This is a genomic window from Pseudomonas pichavaramensis (assembly GCF_050473265.1).
Classification (GTDB): Bacteria; Pseudomonadota; Gammaproteobacteria; order Pseudomonadales; family Pseudomonadaceae; genus Aquipseudomonas.
Map to the genome: position 1 here is coordinate 192120 of NZ_JBJKFJ010000001.1, position 17285 is coordinate 209404.

Consider the following 17285-nt stretch of genomic DNA (forward strand, 5'->3'; position numbering starts at 1 on the left):
ACTGTTGTAAATGAGCATTCCGAGCCTGTTTTCAACGCGGCGATGGCAACGCAGGTAGTTTTTAGATAGGCCTCACTCGGGGGCGTCCAGTTCCTCGACTGTCTGGTGATGATTGGTGAAGACGCAGATGTCACCTGCGATGCCCAGGGCTGTCTCGGCCACTTCACGGGCGGACAGGTCGGTCTTCATCAGCAGAGCGCGCGCGGCGGCCTGGGCGAAGTTGCCGCCGGAGCCCATGGCGATCAGGCCTTCTTCGGGTTCAACCACGTCGCCGTTGCCGGTGATGATCAGCGAGGCATCCTTGTTGGCCACCGCCAGCATGGCTTCCAGGCGGCTCAGGCTGCGGTCAGTACGCCAGTCCTTGGCCAGCTCAACGGCGGCGCGCACCAGATGGCCCTGGTGTTTTTCCAACTGGCCTTCGAAGCGCTCGAACAGGGTAAAGGCATCGGCGGTGGCGCCAGCGAAACCGGCCAGCACCTGGCCGTGGTACAGGCGGCGCACCTTCTTGGCGTTGCCCTTCATGACGGTGTTGCCGAGCGATACCTGGCCGTCGCCAGCCATCACGACCTTGCCATGACGGCGCACTGAAACGATGGTGGTCAAGGGTGAATCTCCACGCTGCGGGGCGAATTGCCCGGATGGAAACTCAGATGGGGTGCCCGCCGCAGCTTTTCAACCGGCGGCGGGCTTAACAGGCTGTTGAAAAACTACCTGCGTTGTCTGGCCGTCGTTAAAAACAGCCTCAAAATGCTCATTTACAACGCGTAAACTGCGCTTTTTCGGCTGTTTTTGCCTCGGCCAGCCTGCCTCGCCTACGTTTTTCAACGGCCTGTTGGGCGATCAGCGGACCTGGCGCTGCTGTAACAGCAGGTTGCTGAAACCATTGCCGGCCAGGGTCTTCTGCGCCGACGCCAGTTGCTCGCGGCTGGCGAAGGGGCCGACCAGCACGCGGTGCCAGGTTTCTTCGCGCACCTTGCCGGTTTCCACACGCACGTTCTGCCCTAGCAGGATGATCTGCGCACGCAGGGTATCGGCGTCGTCGCGCTTGCGGAACGAGCCGGCCTGGAGGAAGAACTGCGTGGTGACCGGCGCGCTGGCAATGACCTGCGGCGCGGGTGGCGGCACCTGGCCATTGAGTGCGGCCTCGGCACGGGCGGTGTCGATCTTTGCCGCTTCCTCGGGAGTGACCGGTTTCTGTGCAGGAGCGGGTGGCGGCGTTTCCTCCAGCGCCTGCGGCAGGATCACTTCCGACTCCGGAAGCAGGGTATAGAAGTCGTACTTGGGCTTGGTCGGTTCTGGCTTGCTTGGCTTGGGTTCCGGCTTGGTGCTGCGCGCCTGCTCGCCGCGGTCGCGCTTGATCTCGTCGCGACCCGGCTCGAGGCTGAACAGGAACATGAAGAAACCGCCGACCACCAGGCCGCAGGCCAGCCAGAGCCAGCCCGGTACAGGCTTCTTAGTCGGGGCTTGATAGCGACTGGCGCCGCGCTTGGGCGCTGGCTTCTTGCGCGCGGCCATTTACATCCGCTCCAGGGTTTCCAGGCCGAGCAGCTCCAGGCCTTGCTTGAGGGTACGGCCGGTCAGTGCGGTCAGGCGCAGGCGGCTGTCGCGCGTGGCTTCGTCTTCGGCACTGAGGATCGGGCAGTTTTCGTAGAAACTGGAGAACAGACCGGCCAGGTCATATAGATAGCTGCACAGCATGTGCGGCGTGCCCTTTTCGGCGACGCTGGTGAGCAGCTCGTTGAATTGCGCCAGCTTGGCGGCCAGGGCCTGTTCCTGCTCGGCGACCAGGCAGATCTGCCCGCCGATCTCTTCGACGCCCTTGCCCAGCTTGCGGAATACGCCAGCCACGCGTGTGTAGGCGTACAGCAGGTAGGGCGCGGTGTTGCCCTCGAAGCTGAGCATCAGGTCGAAGTTGAAGCTGTAGTCGCTGGTGCGATGCTTGGACAGGTCGGCGTATTTCACCGAGGCGATACCGACCACGCGGGCGATCTGGCGCAGTTCGTCGTCGCCCAGCTCCGGGTTCTTGCTCTTGACCAGTTCATAGGCGCGTTGCTCGGCTTCATCGAGCAGATGTACCAGCTTCACGGTGCCACCGTCGCGGGTCTTGAACGGGCGACCATCTGGGCCGTTCATGGTGCCGAAGCCCATGTGCTCCATGTTCATGCTGGCCGGGACGAAGCCGGCCAGGCGCGCGCAGGCGAAGACCATCTGGAAGTGCAGGGCCTGGCGCTGGTCGACGAAGTACAGCACGCGGTCGGCCTTGAGCGTGCCGGCGCGGTAACGGGTGGCGGCCAGGTCGGTGGTGGCGTACAGGTAGCCGCCGCCCGCCTTCTGCACGATCAGCGGCAGCGGGTTGCCTTCGGCGTTCTTGAATTCGTCCATGAACACGCACTGCGCACCGTTGTCCTCGGTCAGCAGGCCTTTGGCGGCCAGATCCGAGACCACTTGTGCCAGGTCGTCGTTGTAGGCGCTCTCGCCCTTGACGTCGGCCATGCTCAGCTTGACCCCAAGGCGGTCGTACAGCGCCTGGCAGTGGCTCAGCGAGATATCGTTGAAGCGGTTCCACAGGCGCAGGCATTCGGCATCGCCGGCCTGCAACTCGACCACCAGTTGGCGTGCACGGTCGGCGAATTCGGCGGACTCGTCGAAGCGTTTCTTGGCGGCGCGGTAGAAGCCTTCCAGGTCGGCCAGCTCGCTCTCGGCGGCGGCCGGGTTTTCCTGCATGTAGGCCAGCAGCATGCCGAACTGGGTGCCCCAGTCGCCGACATGGTTCTGGCGGATCACGGTATCGCCGAGGAACTCCAGCACGCGTGCGACGCCGTCACCAATGATGGTCGAACGCAGGTGGCCGACGTGCATTTCCTTGGCCAGGTTGGGCGCCGACAGGTCAACGACCACACGCTGCGCGGCGCCGTTCTTGCGCACGCCGAGCTTGCCGTCGGCCAGCGCCGCTTCCAGGCGCTGGGCCAGGGCGTTGCTGTTCTGAAAGAAGTTGAGAAAGCCCGGGCCGGCGATTTCCACCTTGGCGATCTGCGCATCGGCCGGCAGCGCAGCGATCAGCTTCTCGGCCAGGTCACGCGGCTTCATGGCGGCCGGCTTGGCCAGCATCATGGCGATGTTGCTGGCGAAGTCGCCGTGGGTCTTGTCCTTGGTGTTCTCCACCTGGATGGCCGGGGTCAGGCCTTCAGGCAGCACGCCTTCGGCGGTGAGGCGGTCGAGGGCTTGCTGGATCAGGTGGCGAATGCTGTCTTTCATGTTCGGCTCGGGGCTGCCTTGGGGGCTTTGGTCGAAAACTGTGCATTATAAGAGCAGCGGCAAGCCGCAGGCCATAACTTGTAGGGTGCGCCGCGCGCACCATGGGTGCCTGATTGCGAATCGAGAGGCTGGTGCGCGCGGCGCACCCTACGGGTTTGCGTACTGGCGCAGCATTCAAAACAGATCGATCGGGTCGACATCCAGTGACCAGCGCACCGCGCGGCCGCTGGGCATCTGCTCCAGCGCCTGCAGCCAGGGCGTGAGCAGGCGATGCAGGGCGGCGCGGGTGTTGCCTTGCAGCAGCAACTGCGCGCGAAAACGTCCGGCGCGGCGTTCCATCGGCGCTGGCACGGGGCCGAGCAGTTCGATGCCGGACAGCTTCAGCTCGCCCAGCAGGTATTCGGCTTCGCTGCAGGCCTCGTCGAGAAAACCTTCCGCCTGCCCTGGCTTGTGCGCCTCGGCGCGCAGCAGGGCCAGATGGCAGAACGGCGGCAGGCCGGCGCCACGGCGCTCGCTCAGGGCCTGTTCGGCGAAGGCGAAGTAGCCCTGTTCAGTCAGCTGTACCAGCAGCGGGTGGTCGGCCAGGTGGCTCTGGATGATCACCTTGCCGGGCTCCTCGGCGCGTCCGGCGCGACCAGCGACCTGCACGACCATCTGCGCCATGCGCTCGCTGGCGCGAAAATCCGCGGAGAACAGGCCACCATCGGCATCTAGGATCGACACCAGGGTCACCCGTGGGAAGTGATGACCCTTGGCGAGCATTTGTGTGCCGACCAGGATGCACGGCTCGCCCTTGTTGATGGTGGCGAACAGGCGATCCATGGCGCCCTTGCGCGAGGTGCTGTCGCGGTCGATGCGCAGCACCGGGTAATCGGGGAACAGCACGGCCAGGCGTTCCTCGGCGCGCTCGGTGCCGGCACCGACCGGGCGCAGGTCGACGTGCTGGCATTTTGGGCAATTGCTCGGCTGGCGTTCGACATGGCCGCAGTGATGGCAGCGCAGTTCCTGATAGCGTTGGTGCACGGTCATCCGCGCATCGCAGCGCGGGCATTCCGAGAGCCATCCGCAGTCGTGGCAGAGCAGGGTCGGGGCGAAGCCACGGCGGTTGAGAAACACCAGCACCTGCTGGCCGGCCGCCAGGGTCTGGGCGATGGCCTGTTGCATCGGCCCGGAGATGCCGGCATCCAGCGGCCGGCTCTTCACGTCCAGGCGCAGGAAGCGTGGTTGGCTGGCGCCGCCGGCGCGCTGGGTCAGCTTGAGCAGGGCATAGCGGCCGCTGTGGGCGTTGTGCAGGCTCTCCAGCGAAGGCGTGGCCGAGCCGAGCACGATGGGCACGTCTTCCTGGCGGGCGCGCACCAGGGCCAGATCGCGGGCGTGGTAGCGAAGACCTTCCTGCTGTTTATAGGAGGCGTCGTGTTCTTCGTCGACGATGATCAGGCCGGGTTTCTTCATCGGCGTGAACAGTGCCGAGCGCGTGCCGATGATGATATCGGCTTCGCCGTCGCGCGCGGCGAGCCAGGCATCGAGGCGATCGCGGTCGTTGACTGCCGAGTGCAGCAGGGCGATGCGTGCGTTGAAGCGGCGGGCGAAACGCTCGAAGGTCTGCGGGCCGAGGTTGATCTCGGGGATCAGCACCAGCGCTTGTTTGCCGGCCTCCAGGCACTGATGGATCAGCTGCAGGTAGACCTCGGTCTTGCCGCTGCCGGTGATGCCTGCCAGCAGGAAGGCATTGAACTGGCCCCAGCCCGAGGCGATGGCGTTGACTGCAGCGCGCTGCTCGGCGTTGAGCGGCAGCTCCGGTTGCGCCAGCCAGTGCGCGGGCTTGGCTTGTGGCTTGCTGCGGCGTACTTCGACGCGCACCAGGCCCTTTTCGTGCAGCAGTTGCAGGCTGTCGCGGTTGAGTTGCAACTGGCTGAGCAGGCTGTGGGCAACGCCGTGCGGGTGTTGCGCCAGCGCTTTGAGCGCTTCGCGCTGACGTGGCGCGCGGGCCAGGCGTGGGTCATCGACGCTGGCGCCGTTGCTGGCCAGCCAGAAGCGCTCCTGGCGCACCTCGGCGGGCTCGCCCTGGCGAAGCAGTACCGGCAAGGCCCAGTTCAGGGTGTCGCCTAAACTGTGCTGGTAGTACTGCGCGGTCCACAGGCATAGCTTGAATAATGGCGCCGGCAGTGGCGAGCGCGTGTCGAGCAGTTCCAGTGCCGGCTTGAGTTTGTCCGTCGGCACGTCGCTCTGGGTGTCGACCTCGACCAGCACGCCGATCATCTCGCGGCGGCCGAACGGCACCCGCAGGCGCGCACCCGGCTGCAGCGCACTGCGCGGCACGCCGGCAGGGGCGAGGTAGTCGAACAGGCGGCGCAGCGGCGAGGGCAGGGCGAGGCGCAGGATCAGGTCGGACAAGCCAGGAGCTCCAGTGACAGGTGGTCGATGTTAACACGCGACAGCCGGTGCCCTGCCTGGCTTGCATCGCTTCGTGTGTCTGGTAAGATGCGCGGCCTATTTCTGTGCGGTGCCTGACATTGGTCGGGTGGCGGCACGACTACCCCGAGGAAAGCACCATGAAAGCCGATATCCATCCGAACTACGTCGAGATCGACGCCACCTGCTCCTGCGGCAACGTCATCAAGACCCGCTCCACCCTGGGCAAGAACCTGAGCCTCGACGTTTGCTCCGAGTGCCATCCGTTCTACACCGGTAAGCAGAAAGTGCTGGACACCGGCGGCCGTATCGATCGCTTCAAGCAGCGTTTCGGCGTATTCGGCGCCAAGTAAGCGACCGAAGCAAGGCGGAATCTGGCGTGCGCCACTCCGTGCTACTGAAAAAGGCGTCCCTGGTGGGCGCCTTTTTCGTTTCTCTGTTTTGCGTCGGGCTGGCGCAGGCCTTCTGTCCGCTGCGCGACGATCTTGCGCAGTTTGCCGTTCGTCATGTGGTCGACGGCGATACCGTGCGTTTGGCCGACGGCCGCAGCATCCGCCTGATTGGTATCAATGCCCCGGAACTGGGGCGCAAGGGGCGCACAGATGAGCCCTATGCGGTGCAGGCGACACGCCGCCTGCAGGCCTTGGTGGATGCCAGCGATGGCCGCGTTGGCTTGCTCTATGGCGAGCAACGCAAGGACCGTTATGGGCGCACGCTGGCGCATCTCTATGATCGCCAGGGGCGCAACCTCGAAGCGCAGCTGCTGAGCGAAGGGCTTGGCTTCATGGTGGCGGTGGCGCCCAATACTGCGCTGGTGACTTGCCAGGCGGGCGCCGAGCGCCTGGCTCGGCTCCAGCGGCTCGGCGTATGGCGCAGTGATCAGGTCAAGACGGCTGGTCAGCTGAAAGCCGGCGGCTTCGCCTTGCTCGCTGGGCGGGTTGTCGACGTGCAGCGTAATCGCGGTGGCCTCTGGCTCGAACTCGATGGTGCCAGGGTGTTGCGGGTGGCGCCCGAGTTGCTTGGCGAGTTCGACGTGCCTGCCTTGCAGAAGCTCAAGGGGCAGCGAGTGGAGGCGCGCGGCTGGGTCATCGATCGGCAGAGCCGTGGTGGTTTGAAATCCGGGCAGGCGCGCTGGATGTTGCCGCTCACCCATTCGGCGATGCTGGAGGTGTTGCCATGATGCGTGCATTGACGCTGTGCCTGTTCTGCAGTTGGTTGGCGGGTTGTGCCGTCAACCCCGCCACCGGGCGCACCGATTTCGTGATGATGAGCGAGCGCCAGGAGCTGGATCTTGGCGCGCGTTACAACCAGGAAATCCTCAAGCAGTACCCGCGCTACGAGGATGCCAAGCTGCAGGCCTACATCCAGCGTGTCGGTGAGCGGGTGGCGCGTAGCAGTCATCGCAGTCAGCTCAACTACGTCTTCACTCTGGTCGACAGCCCGGACGTCAACGCCTTTGCGTTGCCAGGCGGCTACATCTATATCCATCGCGGCCTGCTCGCCTATCTCAATTCCGAAGCGGAGCTGGCGGCGGTGCTGGGGCATGAGGTCGGGCACGTGACGGCACGCCACAGCGTGCGTCAGCAGAGCCAGTCCACGGCCTGGGGGCTGCTCGGTCAGGCTGCGGCCATCGGTACCGGTGTCGGGGCGGTCGGGGATCTGACCAGTGTCATGGGCAATGCCTTCGTGCGCGGCTACGGGCGCGATATGGAGTTGGAGGCCGATGGCCTGGGAGCGCAATACCTGGCGCGCGGCGGCTACGACCCGCAAGCGATGATCGAGGTGGTCAAGGTGCTCAAGAGTCAGGAGGACTTTGCCCGCGAGCAGGCGGCCAAGCGTGGCGAGGCACCCACTGCGAGTGGTTACCACGGCCTGTTCGACACCCATCCGGACAATGATCGTCGCCTGCAGGAGGTGATCGGTCCGGCGCGTGCGCTGGCGGGTGGCAATCAGGAAGTTGGTCGTGACAACTTTCTGCAGATGCTCGATGGCCTGGTGTTTGGTGATTCGGCGGCCAGCGGCATTCGTCGCGGCAGACATTTCTATCATGGTGAGCTGGACTTCACCCTGACTTATCCGCAGGGCTGGCAGCTGGTCAACCGCCCCGACGTGCTGATCGGCCATAGCGCGGATGAGCAAGCCTTCATCGCCATGACGTTGGAGGCGGCAGACAAGCGTCTTTCTCCCGCCGAGTTCCTGCGTAATCGCGTCGGTAATCAGCGTCTGGTTGCTGGCGAAGAGCTGCACCTGGGAACGCTGCAGGGTTATACGGCAGTACTGCAAGGGCAGTCCGCTCGGCGAGTGGCGGTGATCTACCGGGGTGATAGCGCTTACCTGTTCGTGGCGGCGGTTAAAGGGCGTGCCTCGCTGGAGACTGAGGATCAGCGTTTTCTTGACGTTATCCGTAGTTACCGACCGCTGAAAGCGGCCGAACGCAAGCTGGCTGAGCCGGTGCGTTTGCGTTTGGTGCGCGCCAAGGCGGGGCAGAGTCTGGCTGCACTGGCAAAGCAATCGCCTTTACCAAGCGATGGCGAGTCGCAGCTGCGTTTGCTCAATGGGCTTTACCCGAATGGTGAGCCGCGTGCGGGGGAATGGCTGAAAACGCTGCGTTAGTGCGGCGCTTCAATCGCGACCGGACGGTCTTGTGCAGGTGTATACAACTTGCGTATCCTCGGCCGCTGCCCGTTCAACAGCCAACAAAAGCGGAAATGCCACTATGTCAGATCTAAAAACTGCCGCTCTCGAATATCACGCTCAGCCCCGTCCCGGTAAGCTCAGCGTCGAGTTGACCAAAGCCACTGCCACTGCCCGCGACCTGTCGCTGGCCTACAGCCCGGGCGTAGCCGAGCCGGTGCGTGAAATCGCCCGTGACGCCGAGCTGGCCTACCGTTACACCGGTAAAGGCAACCTGGTCGCCGTGATTTCCGACGGTACCGCCATCCTTGGCCTGGGTAACCTCGGCCCGCTGGCTTCCAAGCCGGTAATGGAAGGTAAAGGCGTACTGTTCAAGCGTTTCGCAGGTATCGACGTGTTCGATATCGAAGTCGATTCGGAAAGCCCGCAGGCCTTCATCGACACCGTAAAGCGCATCTCCATTACCTTCGGCGGCATCAACTTGGAAGATATCAAGGCCCCCGAGTGCTTCGAGATCGAGCGCGCGCTGATCGAGCAATGCGACATTCCGGTATTCCACGATGACCAGCACGGCACTGCGATCGTCACCGCTGCCGGCATGCTCAATGCCCTGGAAATCGCTGGCAAGACTCTGGAAGAGGCGAAGATCGTCTGCCTGGGCGCTGGTGCTGCGGCCATCTCCTGCATGAAGCTGCTGGTCAGCATGGGCGCCAAGGTCGAGAACATCTTCATGATCGACCGCAAGGGTGTTATCCATGCCGGCCGTGACGACCTGAACCAGTACAAGGCCGTGTTCGCCACCGAGACCGACAAGCGCACGCTGTCCGACGCGCTCGAAGGTGCCGACGTATTCGTTGGTCTGTCCGGCGCTAACTTGCTGAGCCCGGAAGACCTCAAGCGCATGGCGGCCAACCCGATCGTCTTCGCTTGCTCCAACCCGGATCCGGAAATCAAGCCGGAGCTGGCGCACGAGACCCGCAATGACGTGATCATGGCCACCGGTCGTTCCGATTACCCGAACCAGGTCAACAACGTGCTGGGCTTCCCCTTCATCTTCCGTGGTGCTCTGGACGTCCGTGCCACTCGCATCAACGAAGAGATGAAGATCGCTGCGGCGCTGGCGCTGCGCGATCTGGCCAAACTGCCGGTTCCGCAGGAAGTCTGCGATGCCTACGGCGGTATCGAGTTGTCCTTCGGGCGTGAGTACATCATTCCGAAGCCGATGGATCAGCGTTTGATCACCGTGGTGTGTGATGCTGTGGCCAAGGCTGCGATCGAGTCCGGTGTGGCGACTCTGCCGTATCCGAAACACTATCCGCTGAAGTCGGTGGATGACGTGTTCAACGGCTAAGCCGGCTGGATGCGCTAACAAAAAACCCGCCTAGGCGGGTTTTTTGTTGTCTGTCGCTTGCTTGTGAGGGCGAGCGGTGTGCCGATCAGAACAGATCGATCGGCGCCATTTCATCGGCTGGCAGTGGGCTGCCCGGAATGCCCATGCCGGGTTCGAACTCGCTCATTGGCGGCGGGGAGTCCTCGCTCTTGAACAGCTCGAAGTAGGCATCCGGCGTGCCGGGGGCGGCGGCGCGGCCGCTGACCGGGTCGACCCGCAAGGTCAGAATGCCCTTCGGCTCCTTGGGCAGATGGCTGGGCCTATCCTTGAGCGCAGCGCCCATGTAGCTCATCCAGATGGGCAGTGAGACGGTGCCGCCGTACTCATGGCGGCCCAGGCTCTCCGGCTGATCGAAGCCGGACCACACGGTGGTGACGTAGTCGGCGTTGTAGCCGGAGAACCAGCTGTCCTTGGAGTCGTTGGTGGTGCCGGTCTTGCCAGCCAGGTCATTGCGGCCCAGGGCCAGGGCGCGTCGGCCGGTACCGCGCTTGATCACGTCCTGCAGCATGCTGGTCATGATGTACGCTGTGCGCTCATCGATGATCTGCTCGGCAACCTGCGGTTCTTCCAGGGGCAGATCATCGGCGGCATTAACCGCGAGATTGGCGCTTTCCTCGCTGGGTTCGGGCTCGCTGCCGGGAACGCGTGCCGGGTTGGCGCGGAACAGCGGCTTGCCATTGCGATCATCGATGCGCTCGATCAGATAGGGTTCGATCTTGTAACCGCCATTGGCGAAGGTGGCCCAGCCCTCGGCGATTTCCATAGGCGTCAGGCTGGCCGTTCCGAGTGCCAGGGACAGGTTGCGCGGCAGGTCCTGCTCAGCGAAACCAAAGCGCTGGATGTAGTTCACCGTTGAGTCGACGCCCATATCTTGCAGCAGGCGAATCGAGACCAGGTTGCGCGACTTGTACAGAGCCTCACGCATGCGAATGGGGCCGAGGAAGGTGTTGTTGTCGTTCTTCGGGCGCCACTTCTGCGACAGGTAGTCGTCGGAAAGGATGATGGGTGCATCGTTGACCAGCGTCGCCGCGGTGTAGCCGCTATCCAGCGCCGCGCTATAAATGAACGGCTTGAAGCTGGAGCCGGGTTGGCGCTTGGCCTGCACCGCGCGGTTGTAGTTGCTCTGGTCAAAGGAGAATCCACCGACCAGTGACTGGATGGCGCCGCTGTAGGGGTCCAGGGATACCAGTGCGCTCTGCGCTGCTGGGATCTGGGTGAACAGCAGGCTGCCGTCGTCCTGGCGTTGTACCCTGACCACGTCTCCGACCTGAGCAACGTCGCCAGGTTGTTGTGGTCTTGGGCCGAGGCTGTTGGTGCTCAGGAACGGGCGGGCCCATTTCATGCTATCCCAGGCAACGGCCTGCTCTTCGCCGTTGCGGGTCAATACCAGGATGCCGCTCTTCTCCACTTGGGTGACAACTGCTGGTTCCAGTCCGCCGATGCTGCGGAACTTGTTCAGCTCGGTCAGCCAGGTGTCGCGGGTCATCCCTGGTAGGCGGCTTTCCGGGCCGCGATAGCCATGGCGCTGGTCGTAGGCGATCAGGCCGTCGCGCAGGGCGCTGTTGGCCATTTCCTGCAGATTGCTCGGTACCGTGGTGGTTACGTTGAAGCCTTCCGTATACGCCTCGCTGCCGTAGCGGCCGACCATCTCAGCGCGCGCCATCTCGGCAATATAGGGAGCGCTCAGCTCCGGCGCTGGCACGTGATAGCGGGCGTCGACCTCTTCGGCCAATGCCGACTCATAGCTTGCCTGATCGATTCTGCCCAGACGGAACAGGCGGCCGAGAATCCAGTCGCGGCGCTCTTTGGCGCGTGTCGGGTTCACCAATGGGTTGTAGCGCGATGGGGCCTTGGGTAGGCCGGCGATCATCGCCATCTGCGCCAGGCTCAGGTCGCGGATCGATTTGCCGTAGTACACCTGTGCAGCCGCTTCGATGCCGTAGGCGCGATGGCCGAGGTAGATCTTGTTGACGTAAAGCTCGAGGATCTCGTCCTTGCTCAGCTCGCGCTCGATCTGCAAGGCCAGGAGGATTTCGGTGGCCTTGCGCGAGAAGCTGCGTTCGCTGGTGAGGAAGAAGTTCTTCGCCACCTGCATGGTGATGGTGCTGCCGCCGCTCTGAATTTGACCGCTTTTCAATAATTGCGTGGCAGCGCGCATCAGGCTCGTCACATCGACGCCATAATGATTGGCGAAATTGTCGTCTTCTGCTGCCAGCAGGGCGCTGATGAAATCCTTGGGGATCTCATCGAAGCGAATGGGGGAGCGGCGCATCTCGCCAAACTCGGCAATCAGCTTGGCGTCGCTGCTGTAGATGCGCAGAGGGATCTGCAGCTGCACCTGGCGCAGTGACTCGACGGACGGAAGGGTCGGGCTAAGATAAAGAAACGCACCGCTGAAACTGAGCAACAGCCCACAAAAAACGGCAACGCAAGACCACCAGATGAACTTCAGCAGGCGTATCAAAATGTTCGGAATTCCAAGTAAAAGAATGAGTTAAGCAGGTGTCGAGGCGAAAAGGGAAAAGCTGTTCACATTATAAGCGTTTTTTTTCCCGGGGAGCCATTTGCGCTTCTGTCAAGACTGATATTTAATGTGGAAAAACATAAATAGTCCGTAAGTCGCGGATGCCAATAGGAAAACGGTCGTGCTAGGGCTCTTCACTAAGAAAGCGAATACGCTGCTGGGGATCGATATCAGCTCGACTTCGGTCAAGCTCCTCGAACTGAGTCGCTCGGGAAGCCGCTACAAGGTAGAGGCTTACGCAGTCGAGCCGCTCCCGCCGAACGCAGTGGTTGAGAAGAACATCGCCGAGCTAGAGGGGGTCGGTCAGGCGCTCTCGCGCGTGTTGGCCAAGGCCAAGACCGGCGTCAAGACCGCCGCAGTTGCCGTCGCTGGCTCGGCCGTCATCACCAAGACCATCGAAATGGAGGCCGGGCTTTCCGAGGACGACTTGGAAAACCAGCTGAAGATCGAGGCTGATCAGTACATTCCTTATCCGCTCGAAGAAGTCGCTATCGATTTCGAAGTGCAAGGGGTGGCGCCGCGTAATCCCGAGCGAGTCGAGGTTCTGCTGGCGGCATGCCGTAAGGAAAACGTCGAGGTCCGCGAAGCAGCCCTGGCGTTAGCCGGGTTGACTGCCAAGGTGGTTGATGTCGAAGCCTATGCGCTCGAGCGTGCATATGGGCTGCTGGAAGCGCAGCTTGGTGGCGGGCATGACGAGCTGACGGTAGCCGTGGTGGATATCGGCGCGACCATGACCACGCTGAGTGTGTTGCACAACGGTCGCACCATCTATACCCGCGAGCAGCTCTTCGGTGGCAAACAGCTCACTGAAGAAATTCAGCGTCGCTACGGCCTGTCGGTTGAAGAAGCTGGGCTTGCCAAGAAGCAGGGTGGTCTTCCAGATGACTACGACAGCGAGGTTTTACAGCCGTTCAAAGAGGCTGTGGTTCAGCAGGTTTCTCGCTCGCTGCAGTTCTTCTTCGCTGCCGGCCAGTTCAATGACGTCGACTATATCCTCTTGGCGGGTGGAACCGCGTCCATCCCTGATCTTGATCGATTGATTCAGCAGAAGATCGGTACGCAGACGTTGGTGGCCAATCCCTTTGCCGATATGGCGCTGAGTGGCAAGGTCAATGCCGGTGCGCTGGCCAGTGATGCGCCGGCACTGATGATTGCCTGTGGCCTGGCGATGAGGAGTTTCGACTGATGGCGCGGATTAACTTACTGCCCTGGCGCGAACAGCTGCGCGAGGAGCGCAAGCAGCGGTTTCTGGTCAGCCTGGCCGGAGTGTTCATTGTTGCTGCTGGCTTGGTGTTTCTCGGTGATCAGTTGCTGAATGCAGCGATCAGCAATCAGAACGCCCGTAACGACTTCATCAAGAAGGAAATTGCTGTTCTGGATGCGCGGATCAAGGAAATCAGCGAGCTGAAGACTCGTCGTCAGCAGTTGCTGGAGCGTATGAAGATCATCCAGGACTTGCAGGGTAATCGCCCGATCATCGGTCGGGTATTTGACCAGTTGGTAAGAACACTCCCGGATGGTGTGTATTTCACCAGCGTCAAGATGGCGGGCAAGAGTATCGCGATTGTCGGTGCTGCTGAGTCTAACAATCGGGTTTCAAATCTGATGCGTAATCTGGATGGTTCCGAGTGGCTTACCGCCCCTAATCTCACAGAGGTCAAGGCAGTCACTGCAGGCGCTTTGGATCAGGCGAACGTGTTCCAGCTCACTGTTCAGCAAACCCAACCTGATCAGGAACAAGCGGAGGCGGCGCAATGAGCATCAAAAGTTCTCTTGAGGGGCTGCGCAGCGTCGACCTGAATGATCTCGATATGAATAACGTCGGCTCCTGGCCGGCGGCAGTCAAGTTCATTGCGGGCCTGCTCTTGCTTATCGTTGTTCTCGGGCTTGGGTACAACTTTCATTTGAAAGACCTGCAGAGTATGTTGGAACAGCGTCAGAATGAAGAAGTGACGCTCAAGCAGCAATTTTCTACAAAGGCTTTTCAAGCTGCGAACTTGGAAGCCTATAAAGAGCAAATGCAGGAAATGGAGGTTTCTTTCGGTGCTCTTTTGCGGCAACTTCCGAGCGATACTGAAGTTCCAGGGCTTCTGGAGGACATCACTCGTACAGGGCTAGGGAGTGGCCTGGAGTTTGAAGAAATCAAGCTTCTTCCGGAAGTCGCCCAGCAGTTCTATATCGAATTGCCTATTCAGATCAAAGTCAGCGGTGGCTACCACGATCTGGCTACATTCGTCAGTGGTGTCGCCAGTCTGCCTCGTATCGTGACTTTGCATGACTTCCAGTTGGCGCCAGCGAGCGCAGACAGTTCAAGTCGCCTGAGCATGCAGATCATGGCCAAGACCTATCGCTACAATGATAAGGGGGCTCAATAATGAGTTTCTCTCGTTTATTTCTGGTGGCGGGTTTCTTGACTCTTGCTGGTTGTGGTTCCAGTAGCGATTTCGCGGATCTGCGTAGCTATATGGATGAAGTTCGTGCCAAGCCGAAAGGCGCTATCGAACCGTTGCCGACATTCCAGCCTTACGAGAGCTTCACCTACCGTGCGGCATCATTGCGTAGTCCCTTCCAGCCGCCGGTGAAGATCGACGTTGTTACTCGACAAAAAGGTTCGGCGGAGATCAAGCCTGACGAGAGTCGAGTCAAGCAGTTCCTGGAAGGCTTCAACATCGAAACGTTCGAGATGGTCGGTACGCTGAGAAACGATCGCGAATTGTTTGCTCTGGTTAGCGGCGCAGGAGGCGTTCATCGTGTAAAAGTTGGTGATTATCTGGGGCGTAATCACGGCAAGATACTTTTGATCGATGAATCCAAAATCGACGTAATGGAAATAGTTCCGGATGGCGAGGGTGGCTGGCTTGAGCGACCACGCAGCCTTTCCTTGAAGGAGCGCTCCTGACGGAGCGGTATGAGAAATGAATACAAATAATCTGTCTGCCAAACGGGATACGAAAATGAATGGCTCTCTTTCGCGTCTTAGTGTCGCCTTTATGGCGGTGCTGCTGTCGCCCGCAGTTTTGGCGGCCAATCTTCAGGGCTTGGATGTTGCCAGTTTGCCTGGCGACAGGGTCGAGCTGAAACTCTCTTTCGACGAGCCGGTAAACGCGCCGCGAGGCTACACGATAGAGCAGCCAGCTCGTATCGCTCTGGATCTTCCCGGCGTATCGAACAAGCTGGGTTCAAAGAACAGAGAACTCGGTGTGGGTAATGCCCGCAGTGTCACCATCGTCGAAGCCAAGGACCGTACTCGTCTGATCGTCAATCTGACCAGCCTGGCTCCTTACAGTACGCGAGTGGACGGCAATAATCTGTTCGTTCTTGTCGGTGATTCGACTGCTGCTGCGTCGCGTCCGGCTGCTGCACCTGCTGTCGCAACCTCTGCTCCCGCCAAGAAAACCTACGGCCCTCAACCCAAGGCAATCAGCAATATCGACTTCCAGCGCGGTGAGCAGGGCGAGGGTAATGTCGTGATTACCCTGTCCGACAAGTCTGTTGCTCCCGATATCCAGGAGCAGGGCGGCAAGATTCGTCTCGACTTTGCCAAGACCGAGTTGCCTGAGTCCCTGCGAGTGCGCTTGGATGTCAAGGACTTCGCTACACCGGTTCAGTTCGTGAGTGCGACGGGCGGTGCGGACAAGGCAAGCATCCTGATCGAACCGGTAGGGCTGTACGACTATCTTGCCTATCAGACCGAAGACAAGCTGACGTTGAGCGTCAAACCTCTTTCCCAGGAGGACGTTGAACGTCGCAATGCAGACCGTTTCGCTTATACAGGCGAGAAATTGTCGCTGAACTTCCAGGATATTGATGTTCGTTCCGTTCTGCAGTTGATTGCCGACTTTACCGATCTGAACCTGGTTGCCAGTGATACCGTGGCCGGCAACATCACGCTGCGTCTGCAGAATGTGCCGTGGGATCAGGCGTTGGATCTGGTGCTGAAGACCAAAGGGCTGGACAAACGCAAGGTTGGTAACGTCCTGCTGGTTGCGCCGGCTGATGAAATTGCCGCTCGTGAACGCCAGGAGCTGGAATCGCAGAAGCAGATTGCTGAACTCGCTCCGCTGCGTCGTGAGCTGATTCAGGTGAACTATGCCAAGGCGACCGACATGGCCAAGCTGTTCCAGTCGGTGACCAGTGCCGACGGCGCGGCTGACGATCGCGGTTCCATCACTGTCGACGACCGTACCAACAGCATCATTGCCTATCAAACCCAGGATCGCCTGGATGAACTGCGCCGTATCATTGCCCAGTTGGACATTCCGGTGCGTCAGGTGATGATCGAGGCGCGGATTGTCGAAGCTAACGTCAACTACAACAAGGCACTTGGTGTGCGTTGGGGGGGGAACTCCCGTCGTGGTAATTGGAGTGTCTACGGTAAGGACGGTGCTACGTCGTTTGATAATGATGAGGGCCTTGCCTATTTGCCAGGCACTGATGAAGTAGGCGAGTTCACCTTGGAAGATGGTGTTGCTCCTGTGCCTTTCGTAGATATGGGGGTCTTGGGTAGCACTTCAGGTATTGGTATCGGCTTCCTCACTGATAACATCACGTTGGACCTGCAGCTTTCTGCTATGGAAGCAACTGGTAATGGCGAGGTGATTTCCCAGCCCAAGGTAGTGACCTCCGACAAGGAGACCGCAAAGATCCTGAAAGGGCAGGAAGTGCCGTATCAGGAAGCCAGTTCCAGCGGTGCGACCAGTACTTCTTTCAAAGAAGCTGCTCTTTCTCTGGAGGTGACTCCGCAGATTACGCCGGATAACCGCATCATCATGGAGGTCAAGGTCACCAAGGATGCGCCGAACTTCCAGGCAGCCATCAACGGTGTTCCGCCGATCAACAAGAATGAGGTCAATGCCAAGGTGCTGGTCAACGATGGTGAGACCATCGTGATTGGTGGGGTGTTCGAGAATACCCAGACCAAGGCGACCGAAAAGGTACCCTTCCTTGGGGATCTACCTTTCATCGGTCGAGTATTCCGCCGCGATATCGTGCAAGACGACAAGACCGAGTTGCTGGTTTTCATCACTCCGCGCATCATGAACAACCAAGCCATTGCCGTGAATCGATGAT

At 60.8% G+C, this 17285-nt stretch carries 14 protein-coding genes; 9 read left to right on the top strand and 5 right to left on the bottom strand.

The features are described 5' to 3' along the window. Positions 1-72: 72 nt before the first annotated feature. From hslV to ACJRW5_RS00860, 4 genes are all read right to left on the bottom strand, one after another. Positions 73-603 carry an ATP-dependent protease subunit HslV gene (gene hslV / locus ACJRW5_RS00845; protein ID WP_273252316.1) on the bottom strand — a complete coding sequence of 177 codons (531 nt, stop codon included), beginning with the start codon at positions 601-603 and terminating at the stop codon, positions 73-75. 237 nt (positions 604-840) lie between these two features. After that, positions 841-1515, bottom strand: coding sequence for an SPOR domain-containing protein (locus ACJRW5_RS00850; RefSeq protein WP_484568647.1), 675 nt, complete (start codon positions 1513-1515; stop codon positions 841-843). Then, positions 1516-3255, bottom strand: a complete 1740-nt coding sequence (gene argS / locus ACJRW5_RS00855) for an arginine--tRNA ligase (protein WP_484568648.1) — start codon at positions 3253-3255, stop codon at positions 1516-1518. A 174-nt stretch (positions 3256-3429) separates the two neighbouring features. Then, the gene (locus ACJRW5_RS00860; RefSeq protein WP_484568649.1) at positions 3430-5649 is read right to left on the bottom strand and encodes a primosomal protein N'; all 2220 of its coding nucleotides are present in this window, start codon (positions 5647-5649) and stop codon (positions 3430-3432) included. A gap of 158 nt (positions 5650-5807) precedes the next feature. Here ACJRW5_RS00860 and rpmE point away from each other — a divergent pair, with 158 nt between their 5' ends. The 4 genes from rpmE (at position 5808) to ACJRW5_RS00880 (ending at position 9652) form a co-directional block, all read left to right on the top strand. Further along, positions 5808-6020 (top strand): 50S ribosomal protein L31, encoded by a 213-nt coding sequence (rpmE, locus tag ACJRW5_RS00865; protein ID WP_003459015.1) that lies wholly within the window; start codon positions 5808-5810, stop codon positions 6018-6020. 26 nt (positions 6021-6046) lie between these two features. After that, positions 6047-6847, top strand: a complete 801-nt coding sequence (locus ACJRW5_RS00870; protein WP_484568650.1) for a thermonuclease family protein — start codon at positions 6047-6049, stop codon at positions 6845-6847. After that, positions 6844-8280 carry a M48 family metalloprotease gene (locus tag ACJRW5_RS00875; RefSeq protein WP_484568651.1) on the top strand — a complete coding sequence of 479 codons (1437 nt, stop codon included), beginning with the start codon at positions 6844-6846 and terminating at the stop codon, positions 8278-8280. Before ACJRW5_RS00870 ends, ACJRW5_RS00875 begins: the two co-directional genes overlap by 4 nt. Before the next feature lie 103 nt (positions 8281-8383). Beyond that, complete coding sequence (locus tag ACJRW5_RS00880; RefSeq protein WP_484568652.1) at positions 8384-9652, top strand: malic enzyme-like NAD(P)-binding protein; 1269 nt, start codon at positions 8384-8386, stop codon at positions 9650-9652. 85 nt (positions 9653-9737) lie between these two features. Here ACJRW5_RS00880 and ACJRW5_RS00885 read toward each other — a convergent pair whose 3' ends face one another. Next, positions 9738-12152 (bottom strand): penicillin-binding protein 1A, encoded by a 2415-nt coding sequence (locus ACJRW5_RS00885; protein WP_484569132.1) that lies wholly within the window; start codon positions 12150-12152, stop codon positions 9738-9740. Between the two features lie 184 nt (positions 12153-12336). Here ACJRW5_RS00885 and ACJRW5_RS00890 point away from each other — a divergent pair, with 184 nt between their 5' ends. The 5 genes from ACJRW5_RS00890 to ACJRW5_RS00910 are packed head-to-tail and all read left to right on the top strand — an operon-like array spanning position 12337 to position 17284. Next, entirely contained in the window at positions 12337-13401 is a 1065-nt protein-coding gene (locus ACJRW5_RS00890) for a pilus assembly protein PilM (RefSeq protein WP_484568653.1), read from the top strand. Further along, on the top strand, positions 13401-13973 hold the full coding sequence (gene pilN / locus ACJRW5_RS00895; RefSeq protein ID WP_484568654.1) for a type 4a pilus biogenesis protein PilN: 573 nt from the start codon (positions 13401-13403) through the stop codon (positions 13971-13973). The genes ACJRW5_RS00890 and pilN overlap by 1 nt, the downstream gene beginning before the upstream one ends. Next, positions 13970-14590: a type 4a pilus biogenesis protein PilO gene (pilO, locus tag ACJRW5_RS00900; RefSeq protein ID WP_484568655.1), complete on the top strand. Its 621-nt coding sequence runs from the start codon at positions 13970-13972 to the stop codon at positions 14588-14590. The genes pilN and pilO overlap by 4 nt, the downstream gene beginning before the upstream one ends. Then, a complete protein-coding gene (gene pilP / locus ACJRW5_RS00905) occupies positions 14590-15114 on the top strand; it encodes a type 4a pilus biogenesis lipoprotein PilP (protein ID WP_484568656.1) in 525 nt (174 codons plus the stop codon). The genes pilO and pilP overlap by 1 nt, the downstream gene beginning before the upstream one ends. A gap of 55 nt (positions 15115-15169) precedes the next feature. Then, entirely contained in the window at positions 15170-17284 is a 2115-nt protein-coding gene (locus tag ACJRW5_RS00910; RefSeq protein WP_484569133.1) for a type IV pilus secretin PilQ, read from the top strand. The last annotated feature ends 1 nt before the right edge of the window (position 17285 follow it).

What these genes read in the sequence shown, in the direction of transcription:
- ACJRW5_RS00850 (WP_484568647.1), bottom strand. Translation starts at nt 1,515, where the DNA reads ATGGCCGCGCGCAAGAAGCCAGCGCCCAAGCGCGGCGCCAGTCGCTAT.
- argS (WP_484568648.1), bottom strand. Translation starts at nt 3,255, where the DNA reads ATGAAAGACAGCATTCGCCACCTGATCCAGCAAGCCCTCGACCGCCTC.
- rpmE (WP_003459015.1), top strand. Translation starts at nt 5,808, where the DNA reads ATGAAAGCCGATATCCATCCGAACTACGTCGAGATCGACGCCACCTGC.
- ACJRW5_RS00875 (WP_484568651.1), top strand. Translation starts at nt 6,844, where the DNA reads ATGATGCGTGCATTGACGCTGTGCCTGTTCTGCAGTTGGTTGGCGGGT.
- ACJRW5_RS00880 (WP_484568652.1), top strand. Translation starts at nt 8,384, where the DNA reads ATGTCAGATCTAAAAACTGCCGCTCTCGAATATCACGCTCAGCCCCGT.
- pilN (WP_484568654.1), top strand. Translation starts at nt 13,401, where the DNA reads ATGGCGCGGATTAACTTACTGCCCTGGCGCGAACAGCTGCGCGAGGAG.
- pilO (WP_484568655.1), top strand. Translation starts at nt 13,970, where the DNA reads ATGAGCATCAAAAGTTCTCTTGAGGGGCTGCGCAGCGTCGACCTGAAT.
- pilP (WP_484568656.1), top strand. Translation starts at nt 14,590, where the DNA reads ATGAGTTTCTCTCGTTTATTTCTGGTGGCGGGTTTCTTGACTCTTGCT.
- ACJRW5_RS00910 (WP_484569133.1), top strand. Translation starts at nt 15,170, where the DNA reads ATGAATGGCTCTCTTTCGCGTCTTAGTGTCGCCTTTATGGCGGTGCTG.